Here is an 11445-nt window from a genome sequence, read left to right as displayed (position 1 = left end):
AGCTCAAAAAATTCATAAATTCGCATTATGATTTTAATCACAGGAGCTACAGGATTAGTCGGTTCGCATCTAGCATTGCATTTGTTAGAAAATGGCGGAAGCGTTCGTGCTATTTATAGAACACTATCTTCTATTGAGAAAACAAAATCTCTTTTCACACTTTACAAAAAAGAAAATCTATTTGAGAAAATTGAATGGATTCAGGCAGACATAAACGATATTCCTTCTCTTGAAATTGCTTTTAAAAACATTGAATATGTATACCATTGTGCAGCCTTAATTTCATTTGACCCAAAAGACGAAAAACAACTGCGTAAGATAAATATTGAAGGTACCGCAAATATCGTCAATTTCTGCCTTGAGTACAGTGTGAAAAAATTATGCCATGTAAGTTCAATAGCTGCTCTGGGCGATTTAATGGAACATGAAAAGATAATTACCGAAGATACTATTTGGAATCCTGAAAAATACCACAGTGATTATGCGATTTCAAAATACGGTGCAGAAATGGAAATTTGGAGAGGTCAACAAGAAGGTTTACAAGTTGTAATTGTAAATCCGGGGGTAATACTTGGCCCTGGTTTTTGGAGAAATGGAAGCGGCGTTATTTTTTCTAAAATAAAAAATGGATTGTTGTTTTATACCAAGGGAACATCTGGATTTGTAGCGGTAAATGATGTTGTGAAAATCATGTTTGAATTGATGAAAAAAGACATAACAGGCGAACGATACATCGTAATTGCCAAAAACATTTCATTTAAAATCCTACTTCACACTATTGCAAAAGGACTCAAGGTAAAACCTCCTACTCTTTATGCTCAACCGTGGTTTACAGAAATTGTATGGAGATTAGACTGGCTGTATGCAAGTCTTTTTTTTCAAAAAAGAAAAATGAGTAAAGCTATGGCTCGTTCGTTACACTCTTCAGAGGTAATCTCTAACGAAAAAATTACAACTCTTTTAGATTTTAAATTTCAAAATATTGAAGAATATTGCTTGGAAATAGCTTCTTACAATAATACTTAATTATTCTATTACAGGAGTATTTTGAGTTGTTTTTTGTGGAACAATCAACTTTTTGGATTCTTTCCCAAGTAAAGAATCAATATGAACTTTGTTTGCTTCAATTCTTTTTCCTACTTCTTCATACATCTTTTTATACCTGTCGATATCTGAAGCATAAAACTGAGTACTTTTTGCAAACTGAAGACTGTCTATATTGTATTTTTTGTATACAAAATCGTTGGATTTAACACTTTGAAAGTTAGAGGTATTGAAGTTTTTTATTCCTTCTAAAAGAGCCAGATCATAAATAATATTTACCATCTTATCTTCTTCAATTAGATTTTCAGGCTCAACAATTGTTGTGTCTTTGCAACTTACCGCTGCAAACAAAACACAAAAAAACAATACCACTATTCTCATCATACTACTAAATCTAAAAAAATTAACGATCAAAAAGTAATCGTTGACCATAAGGGATTTCTTTTACTTTAAAATTATTGTACACCAATTGGCCATTTACAAAAGTATGCGTAATTCTGGACTTAAATGTAAAGCCTTCAAATGGAGACCAACCACATTTAGCTAAAATGTTTTCTTTCTTTACGCTCCAAGGCAAACCTGTGTTTACGATTACTAAATCGGCATAATAACCTTCTTTAATAAATCCGCGTTTTTCTATTTTGAATATTTTTGCTGGATTGTGAGCCATCTTTTCGACAATTTTTTCAATCGAAATTTTCCCTTGATGATACGCTTCAAACATAGCCACAAGAGCGTGTTGTACTAATGGACCTCCTGAAGGCGCTTTCAAATAATTTTGTTTTTTTTCTTCAAGAGTATGTGGAGCATGATCGGTAGCGATAACGTCAATTCGTCCATCAATCAAGGCTTCCCAAAGCGCTTTTCTATCCTTTTCAGTCTTAACTGCTGGATTCCATTTTATTAAATTGCCTTTGGTTTTATAATCATCATTAGTAAACCATAAATGATGAATGCAAACTTCTGCTGTAATTTTCTTTTTCTCTAATGGAATTTTGTTGGTAAACAAACTCATCTCCTTTGCCGTTGATAGATGAAAAACGTGCAATCGTGCCCCTGTTTTTTTTGCCAAAGCAATTATTTTTGAAGAGGATAAATAACAGGCCTCTTCACTTCTGATGAGATGATGTAGGGTTACTGGAATAGAATCACTGTATTCCGATTGATATTGTTCTAAATTATCTTTAATTGTTTGTTCATCTTCACAGTGTACTGCAATTAACATTGAAGTACTTGAAAACAATTTCTCTAAAACTTCAACATTATCTACCAACATATTTCCTGTCGACGAGCCTAGAAAGATTTTTATTCCTGCAACATTCTTTGGATTCGTTTTTAGAACTTCTTCGAGATTATCATTGGTCATTCCCATCATAAAAGAATAATTCGCAAAAGATTTATTTGCTGCAATCTGGTATTTTTCTTCTAATATTTCTTGGGTTACTGCATTAGGAATAGTGTTAGGTTGCTCAATATAGGATGTAATTCCACCTGCTACGGCTGCCCTAGACTCTGAGGCTATATCTCCTTTATGAGTGAGTCCTGGCTCCCTAAAATGCACTTGATCATCTATAGCTCCTGGCAATAAATAATTCCCTTCGGCATCTATTATTTTTGTAGTCGCTGATTTCGGACTTATCGTCTCAGCAATTTCGACTATGAACTGGTCTTCTATTAAAACATCTCCCTCAAAGATGGTTCCTTCATTAACTATTTTGGCATTCTTTATTAAAATCTGATTCATTGATCTCTGTCTTTTTGCTATAAATAGTCTTCTTGTTTTTTATAAACGTTTGAAAAATTTTCTAATTCTTAATGATATGACACCAAAAACAGCTTCCTTTATTATGGAATTACTCATTTTTGACTGCCCCTTTGTTCTATCAGTGAAAATAATTGGAACTTCAACAATTTGAAAGTTTTTTACAAAGGTTCTGTATTTCATTTCTATTTGAAATGCATAACCCACAAATCGAATATTATCAAAGTTTATGCTCTCAAGCACAACTCTATTGTAACAAATGAAACCAGCTGTAGCATCATGTATCGTCATTCCTGTAATCATTCGTACATATACGGATGCAAAATAGGACATCAATACTCGGTTCAAAGGCCAATTTACCACATTAACTCCTGTAACATACCGAGAACCAATTGCCATATCGGCAGAACCAAAATGACAAGCATCATACAATCTTTCTAAATCGTTAGGATTATGAGAAAAATCGGCGTCCATTTCAAAAATATATTGGTAATTTCTTTCCAATGCCCATTTAAAACCATGAACATAGGCGGTTCCTAAACCTGATTTCTTTTCTCTTTTTTCTAAAAAAAGTCGATCTTTAAATTCTTGTTGAAGTAGGAGTACTTTATCGGAAGTATGGTCTGGAGAATTGTCATCAACAATCAAAACATCGAACGCTTTATGTAACGAAAAAACTGCTCTTACAATGCTTTCGACATTTTCAATTTCGTTATAAGTAGGAATTATGACAATGCTATCACTCATAATCTGTTAAAATTTGAGACAAAAATAAACTTTTTATGGCACTTGAATCATAATAATTTGATAATAAAAATGAAAAATAGTCAAAATCCATTTATACAATACATTGATTAAGAATCCCAGATTAAAGTCAAAAAAAACAATGACATAACGATTAATACGATACTAATTTAGTAATTTTGTGCCCAATATGATTGAGAACTTCTTACATCCAAGAATCATTGACAACAGAGACTGGGCCACCGTTTTATTTGTTGTATGCATGGCTTTAATTGCACTTACCAAATCTGTTTTTGAAGCTCGATTCAGCGACTTTATGAAACTGATAGTTTCCGACAAATACATCAAAATTTATAGAGATAGTTCTCATTTAATGAGTGGATTTACAATTGGTTTGTTCATTGTACAGTTAATTTCACTCGCTTTTTTTATTCAACTAATTCTTAATCATTTTGAGTATGTTTCAAAAACAGATTGGATTGTTTTTATTCAGATAACAACTATTTTAATCGTTTTTATTTTATCCAAATACCTAATCGAAAAAATTGTTGCCACATCTTTTAACATTGAAGAATTCATTGAACAATTTAATTTACAAAAAGTAAGTTACAGGACATACATTGGTCTAATAATTCTTCCTGTTGATATCATTCTTTACTATAATAATAATTCATCGAGATTTATCATTTTGTCGTTTATTGTTATTATTTTGGCAATAAACACAGCAACTTATCTGCTTTCTTTAAAGAATTATCAAAATTTAATATTTAGCAAGTTGTTTTATTTTATTTTATATCTTTGCGCACTTGAAATAGCACCCTACTATTTTATGTATTATTGGTTTACAAAAAGTTAGCATAGTTAGAAAATGTCAAATATGAAAGTGAAAACAATTTTGGTGTCACAACCTGAGCCTAAAGTAGAAAATTCCCCATACTTTGAGCTACAACAAAAGCATAAAGTTAAAATTGATTTCAGACCTTTTATTCACGTAGAAGGTGTAAATGCGAAAGACGTTAGACTCCAAAAAATAGACCTTAATAATTATACCGCAATTATTTTGACAAGTAAAAACTCAGTAGACCATTTTTTTAGAGTGGCCGAAGAGATGCGTTATAAAGTACCCGAAGGATTAAAATATTTTTGCCAATCAGAAGCTGTCGCTTTCTACCTTCAGAAATACGTTGTGTACAGAAAACGTAAAATTTATGTAGGCCAAAAGGATTTTGCTGATATGTCTCCGCTTATAAAGAAATATAAAGACGAAAAATTTCTTTTGCCAGCATCAGACCAACTAAATGCTGATGCACCACAAACTCTGAATAATCTAAAAGTGGATTGGACACAAGCGGTTTTTTACAAAACTGTGATGAGTGACTTGTCTGATTTGGCTGATGTATATTATGATATTTTGGCATTCTTTAGTCCATCAGGGATTAAATCATTATTCATGAACTTTCCTGATTTTGAACAAAACAATACTAGAATTGCCGTTTTTGGGAGTACTACTCAGAAAGAAGCTTTAGAGCACGGCTTGAGAATTGATATTCTTGCACCAACTCCCGAAACTCCTTCTATGACTATGGCTCTTGAAAAATATATTGCAGAAGCCAACAAAGGAAAATAAAAAATAAATATTTAATATAAAAAAGTCACGCTTGTAGCGTGACTTTTTATTTTGCAGAGAGGATGGGATTCGAACCCACGATACAGTTACCCATATACAAACTTTCCAGGCTTGCTCCTTCAACCACTCGGACACCTCTCTATTTTGTTTGAGGCTGCAAAGAACAATAAAAAATTTCAGTTAAGAAAATTAAACTTTGTTTTTTATGTTAATTCTCCTCGTAATGACGTTTCAAAAGTAGTTCTAAAAACAGTTGAAGCAACTTTCTTTCCCAAAAGGAACATTAACTTGGTGACTGCGGCTTCTGTAGTACTATCTTTACCTGAAATTACACCTATTTTTTTTAGTTCAGTACTCGTTTCATATAATCCCATATTAACACTTCCTGCTGAACATTGGGTAACATTGATAACATAGAGTCCTTTTTTGATAGCTTCATTCAGTGTAGAAATAAACCATTCCTCAGTAGGTGCATTTCCTGAACCATAGGTTTCTAGTACTATCCCTTTTAGACTTGGCACACTTAAAATCGCAGACAAAACAGTCTCGTTTAAACCTGGGAACATTTTTAAAATCAATACATTATCATCCAGTTCTTTATGAACGATAAGTTTTTTTGAACTCGATTTTGGTAAAACTAAATCAAAATTAATTTTTAGATTAACCCCAGAAACAACAAGCGGAGGATAATTTGGAGATGCAAAAGCATTAAAATGCTCTGCGTTTATCTTCGTAGTTCGATTTCCTCTGTATAATTTATATTCAAAATACAAACATACTTCTCGAATAACCGCCTTATTTTTTTGTCGCAAAGAAGCGATTTGTATGGCTGTAATTAGATTTTCTTTGGCATCAGTACGCAAATCTCCAATAGGTAATTGCGATCCTGTAAAAATGACTGGTTTATCGAGGTTTTCCAGCATGAAACTCAACGCTGAAGCAGAATAAGACATCGTATCCGAACCGTGAAGCACAACAAATCCGTCAAACTTAGAGTAATTATCTTCAATAATTGAGGCGATCTCTATCCATTTCTTAGGATTCATATTTGATGAATCTATGGGAACATCAAAAGAAATGGTTTGGATTGTACAATCTAAAAGCTTTAACTCTGGAATCTTATTTGATATTTTGCTAAAATTAAATGCCTTCAGTGCACCTGTTTCAAAATCTTTCATCATACCAATGGTTCCACCAGTATAAATCAAGAGTATATTGGGTTTAGATTGCATTTTGATATTTCATCTTGTTAACAACAGGATTTGCATACATATTTAGAAATCCTTCTAAAGCAACTGGGTTATTTTGGTCGATTCGTATTTCTAACCTCCTTTCGAATAGTAGTTTCTCATTGTCAGAATAAAATGAACTATACTCGTCAGTCTTATTGAGAATATCATAAGCTATATAATTTGTAGGCCAAAGTTTATAGCTTTTCAAAATAGAATCATCTATAACCTGTGCTAAAGCTTGTATCTGCTTGTTTGAATTATCATGTTCTGCCGCAATAGAATCTAATTCCGTTTTCAAAACATCGCCAATGTGTATGTGTATTCGTTTCTTTTGACCGATAATTCCACTCAACAGCGTCATAAAATCTTCATTCTTCTCTTTGATGTAAATTTCATTATTAGCTTCAGCCATTAATTGTGGCATTTTCAATGCATCAGTAGGATCATACTCATAGGAAATTGAAACTGGTACTATTTTAAGATTTTTAAAATAACTCATTAAATCTTCATCTTCTGAAGCCATAGCTAGCATCTTAAGAACTCCAGGATGGGTAGCATCATTGCCGTCTTTAGTGCGACCTTCACGTTGCGCTATCCAAACCGAGCGATTTTCTCTCAACAACAGTTGCTGGATGTATTCTGATAGCAATTTAGAACTTTGCAAGAGCTCTCGAGGTGGCAATCCTCTTTGAACCAAAAAGTTTCTATTGAGTTTTGACAATGTCAATAGAAATGATTTTTTTACCAAATTATCTCCAATTGCAGAAGCCGTCATTACAAGGCCATGTTCAAATAGGGCGGCATTTAACAAAGATGTGTCTAAAATAATATCTCTGTGATTGGATATAAAAAGATAAGATGTATTTTTTTCTAATTTTTCAAAACCCGAAGTAGTCAATCCGTCCGAACTTTTCTCTAAAACTTTTTGAACAGACTGATAAATAAAATTGCATTGAAAATCACGAATGGAGTGCGTTTTAATCAATTGATCTTTCCAAACGGCATCTTCAACTTCTGGAAAGGTAAAATTCATCAATGCTTTCATCATTGGATGATTCACTGATGAGCGAATAGCTTCATTTATTTCGGCGTCGTAAAACGGTCGGATTTTATCAAACTTTTGCATTTTTTGGTGGTTGATTAAAAGATACACAAATGAACGAAATTTTATTTAAAATACCGTTTGCTTTTGTTAAATACTAAATATGATTTTAGAATTTTCAGTTGTAATTTTTGCAATCTCTTCGGGTGGTATTCCATAGATTTCTGCAAGCTTAGTAACAACATTTAGTATATAACTACTTTCGTTTCTCTTCCCTCTGTAGGGAATAGGTGCCAAATAAGGAGCATCGGTTTCAAGAACAATATGCTTTAAATCAATTTGATTCAGAAACTGATCAATTTTTCCATTTTTGAACGTTACCACTCCTCCTATTCCCAGTTTCATATTATAAGAAATGGCTTTCAGGGCTTGTTCATGAGTTCCGGTAAAACAATGAAATATCCCAAATAAATCCTCTGATTTCTCTTCCTCTAAAATTTCGAAAATTTCATCAAAAGCTTCTCTACAATGAATAACTATTGGCAACTTATATTGTTTGGCTAACTGAATTTGCTTTCTAAAAGCTATTTGCTGTTCTTTGAAATGTGTTTTATCCCAGTACAAATCAATTCCGATTTCGCCTATGGCATAAAACTTTCTTTTCGATAATTCCTCTTCAACATGTTGTAGCTCTTCTAGATAATTTTCTTTTACATAGGTTGGATGCAAACCCATCATGAGAAAAACATTTTCAGGATAATTTTTCTCTAATTCATACATCGAAAGGGTGTGATTTGAATCAATAGCAGGAATAAAAAAACGAGTTACGCCATTTGAAATTGCTCGTTGAACCATCTGTGGCCTATCTTGGTCAAATTCTTCACTGTAAAGATGAGTGTGCGTGTCTGTAATTATCATTGAATCGTTTTAAAGTACAAAGTTAGTTTTTTGACCGATTGATTTTTTACCGTATTAGATTTTTACCTTATTTTTGAAGAACATATTCCACCTTATGAAGTCACTTCCTGAAATTCTTAAAAAAGAAAACTACAAAAAAATAAAATTTAAAGTTTCTAAAACACAACATCTACTCATTAAAGCTTCTATTAACGGTATAAAAGGCAACTTTATTCTCGACACAGGCGCTAGCAATAGTTGTGTAGGCTTTGAAGGCATTGAGCTCTTTCATTTGGATGCAGGAAAATCTAAAACTAAAGCAGCTGGAGCTGGTGCTACCAACATGTCTACTCAAATTGCTAAAAATAACATCTTACAATTAGGAAGATGGAAAAACAATGATTTTCATTTAGTGATTTTTGATTTATCCCATGTAAATCAAGCCTTAACTCAACACAAAGCCAAACCTGTTCAAGGGATTATTGGTGCTGATGTGTTACTTGATGGTAAAGCAATTATTGATTATTTTAATCATAATTTATACTTATTAAAATCAAACTTTTAGTTAACAACAAGAGTCAATATCACAACAGAAACATAAAATTTAATTACTTTTTACTTTAAAATCTCTTTAAGAGCTATTACAAACTAGTATTGAAATTAATAAAAAACAAAAAGAAAATCTCTAAATTAGAGATTTTCTTTTTGTTTTATTTAGCATTATAGAATATTGTTTAAGTTATGTCTTAAAACTATTTAATGATTACTTAATATTAGATTATTGTAAGTAGCATTTTAATTTCTATTCAACAATTAGTCTTTTAATTGCAACTTTATTATTTTCCATATACACTTTTACTAAATAAACTCCTTTTGACAAATCTTCAATATGTATCAAATTATAATTTTCTTTAGTTTCCAATATTTTGTTCCCTATGATCGAATAAAATTCTATTTTGGATATAGGTAAACGGTTTGAATCGATATTCAAAATACCTTTTGCTGGATTTGGATACAATTTAACAGACTTACTTAATTCAAAATTATTAACTCCTAATTCACAATCTTGACCTACTTTGTAATCGGTGTATTTTGTAACCGCCAAACCACCAGCAAAGGCAAATTTTACAGCGTATGTAATTGTTTCATCTAAAGTTTGTCCAGTAATTGTTTTTGTAAAAATCAACCCTGATTCGTTAGTCATTGGTGTTTCTCCAAAAGGAGTTTTTTTAAACAAATAGGCTATTACACCAACTCTATCAGTGTCTAATAACTCACAGGTAATTTTCACATCAGTTCCAATCGTTTCAAACTTTAATTTATACCCTATTGAAAACGAACCTTGTTCAGCTTCTTTAGATATTGTTGTACAAGAAATTTCTTCAGAAGAAATACTTTTAGAGTATCCCAATGAGAAGATCATTAGAAGAACGATGAATGTAATTTTTTTCATAATTTATAGTTTTTTATTTGTTAACAACACAAATGTACAAATTTAAGGTCTTTAATTAATCTCTTTTTGGTGTCAAAAAAACTATACAACCATATTGTAAGACATATTCTTTCTTATTCTACAAAGTATCTCAATCTTTTTTTTAAAAAAAACATCTATAAAAAAATGAGATGAAATAAAAAAAAAAGAAAACGTTGTAGTAATGTATAGGTGAATTTAGCCAATACTTGTTAAAGGTTTACATAGAATTTGCCTATTTTTATCAACTATAAAAACATTTGTTAAAAAAAAGCATTAAAAATTAATTTAATGCTTTCAAAAATCTATACTAAAATAGAATCTTTACTATTTTTTGTAATTCACAGTTTACAATTCAAAAGCTCTTTTTGGATTATTATCACATAATAACTCAATTGGATTTTCTAAAGCCTCTTTTACCGCTACAAGGAAACCAACCGATTCACGACCATCAATAATTCTATGATCATACGAAAGTGCTACATACATCATAGGGTGAATTTCAACTTTACCATTTACAGCAATTGGTCGCTCAATAATATTGTGCATTCCTAAAATTCCAGATTGTGGTGGGTTAATAATTGGTGTACTCAACATACTCCCAAAAACACCTCCATTAGTGATGGTAAATGTACCGCCTGTCATATCATCTACCGTTATTTGACCATCACGAGCTCTTAATGCCAGACGTTTAATTTCTGCTTCAATGCCTCTAAAAGTTAGATTTTCTGCATTACGAACCACTGGAACCATTAATCCTTTTGGTCCAGAAACCGCTATCGAAATATCACAAAAATCATAAACTGTTTTGTAATCTCCATCCATCATAGAGTTTACATCTGGATACAATTGTAGTGCTCTAGTCACTGCTTTAGTAAAAAAAGACATATATCCTAAACTAATACCTCCATGCTTTGCTTTAAATGCATCTTTATATTCATTTCGGAGAGTATTAATAGGAGTCATGTTTACTTCATTAAAAGTAGTCAACATCGCAGTGTCATTTTTAGCAGCTACTAATCGTTCAGCTACTTTTCTACGCAACATAGAAAGCTTTATTCTTTCTGCTCCACGCGAGCCTCCTGTAGGAGTTCCCATCGATGGAATGGCATTTACTGCATCATCTTTTGTAATTCTGCCTCCTTTTCCAGTTCCTACAATATCTGAAGGCTGTATATTTTTTTCATCCAATATTTTTCGAGCTGCTGGTGAGGGAACTTGATTAGCATATGTTTTCTCAACTACGGGAGAAGCTTTCTGAGCTTCAACTTTTGGTGCTTCTGCAACAGGTTTTACTTCTTCTTTTGCAGTAACAGTTGCAGAACTATTCGTTTTTGTAGCAGCTGTATCAATTAAACAAACTACGGCACCTACAGCTACTGCATCACCCTCTTCAGCTTTTAGCGTGATTATTCCACTTGCTTCTGCTGGTAATTCTAATGTAGCTTTATCAGAATCTACCTCAGCAATTGCCTGATCTTTCTCTACATAGTCTCCATCTTTTACTAACCATGTTGCAATTTCAACCTCTTTAATTGATTCCCCTGGCGATGGGACTTTCATTTCTAAAATCATATCCTTTTAGTTTATTATTTGTAGTCTGTAGTTTAATTTATAGTTTTCGTT

Annotated in this window: 12 protein-coding genes and 1 tRNA gene; 4 read left to right on the top strand and 9 right to left on the bottom strand. The window is 32.1% G+C overall.

What is annotated here, in order from left to right:
- Positions 1-27 precede the first annotated feature (27 nt).
- Positions 28-1026, top strand: coding sequence for an NAD-dependent epimerase/dehydratase family protein (locus AC23L6_RS01205; protein ID WP_487560468.1), 999 nt, complete (start codon positions 28-30; stop codon positions 1024-1026).
- Here the strand turns inward: AC23L6_RS01205 and AC23L6_RS01200 are convergent, their stop codons facing one another.
- From AC23L6_RS01200 to AC23L6_RS01190, 3 genes are read right to left on the bottom strand one after another with little or no spacing between them, the layout of a single operon-like run.
- Entirely contained in the window at positions 1027-1428 is a 402-nt protein-coding gene (locus AC23L6_RS01200; protein ID WP_487560467.1) for a DUF4296 domain-containing protein, read from the bottom strand.
- Positions 1429-1447: 19 nt separating this feature from the next.
- Positions 1448-2788: a dihydroorotase gene (locus AC23L6_RS01195; protein WP_487560466.1), complete on the bottom strand. Its 1341-nt coding sequence runs from the start codon at positions 2786-2788 to the stop codon at positions 1448-1450.
- Between the two features lie 39 nt (positions 2789-2827).
- Complete coding sequence (locus tag AC23L6_RS01190) at positions 2828-3553, bottom strand: polyprenol monophosphomannose synthase (RefSeq protein WP_487560465.1); 726 nt, start codon at positions 3551-3553, stop codon at positions 2828-2830.
- A gap of 187 nt (positions 3554-3740) precedes the next feature.
- Between AC23L6_RS01190 and AC23L6_RS01185 the strand changes: the two genes are divergently transcribed.
- Positions 3741-4406: a DUF4271 domain-containing protein gene (locus tag AC23L6_RS01185; protein ID WP_487560464.1), complete on the top strand. Its 666-nt coding sequence runs from the start codon at positions 3741-3743 to the stop codon at positions 4404-4406.
- Positions 4407-4427: 21 nt separating this feature from the next.
- A complete protein-coding gene (locus AC23L6_RS01180) occupies positions 4428-5177 on the top strand; it encodes a uroporphyrinogen-III synthase (RefSeq protein WP_487560463.1) in 750 nt (249 codons plus the stop codon).
- 54 nt (positions 5178-5231) lie between these two features.
- Here AC23L6_RS01180 and AC23L6_RS01175 read toward each other — a convergent pair.
- The 4 genes from AC23L6_RS01175 to AC23L6_RS01160 form a co-directional block, all read right to left on the bottom strand.
- Positions 5232-5318 (bottom strand) — tRNA-Ser (locus AC23L6_RS01175).
- A gap of 62 nt (positions 5319-5380) precedes the next feature.
- Positions 5381-6409 carry an asparaginase gene (locus tag AC23L6_RS01170; RefSeq protein ID WP_487560462.1) on the bottom strand — a complete coding sequence of 343 codons (1029 nt, stop codon included), beginning with the start codon at positions 6407-6409 and terminating at the stop codon, positions 5381-5383.
- Entirely contained in the window at positions 6399-7535 is a 1137-nt protein-coding gene (locus AC23L6_RS01165) for a 1-acyl-sn-glycerol-3-phosphate acyltransferase (RefSeq protein WP_487560461.1), read from the bottom strand. The genes AC23L6_RS01170 and AC23L6_RS01165 overlap by 11 nt, the downstream gene beginning before the upstream one ends.
- Before the next feature lie 66 nt (positions 7536-7601).
- Complete coding sequence (locus AC23L6_RS01160) at positions 7602-8369, bottom strand: TatD family hydrolase (protein ID WP_487560460.1); 768 nt, start codon at positions 8367-8369, stop codon at positions 7602-7604.
- A 94-nt stretch (positions 8370-8463) separates the two neighbouring features.
- On the opposite strand from AC23L6_RS01160, the gene AC23L6_RS01155 reads away from it, so the two are divergent.
- Complete coding sequence (locus AC23L6_RS01155; protein ID WP_487560459.1) at positions 8464-8913, top strand: retropepsin-like aspartic protease; 450 nt, start codon at positions 8464-8466, stop codon at positions 8911-8913.
- Positions 8914-9150: 237 nt separating this feature from the next.
- Here AC23L6_RS01155 and AC23L6_RS01150 read toward each other — a convergent pair whose 3' ends face one another.
- The gene (locus tag AC23L6_RS01150) at positions 9151-9801 is read right to left on the bottom strand and encodes a T9SS type A sorting domain-containing protein (RefSeq protein ID WP_487560458.1); all 651 of its coding nucleotides are present in this window, start codon (positions 9799-9801) and stop codon (positions 9151-9153) included.
- Positions 9802-10167: 366 nt separating this feature from the next.
- Positions 10168-11394, bottom strand: coding sequence for a 2-oxoglutarate dehydrogenase complex dihydrolipoyllysine-residue succinyltransferase (gene odhB, locus AC23L6_RS01145; RefSeq protein WP_487560457.1), 1227 nt, complete (start codon positions 11392-11394; stop codon positions 10168-10170).
- Positions 11395-11445 lie beyond the last annotated feature (51 nt).

It is taken from the genome of Flavobacterium sp. R1_16, assembly GCF_057652095.1.
The sequence above is the reverse complement of the archived record's forward strand: the minus strand, read 5'-3'. Positions and strand labels throughout refer to the sequence as shown.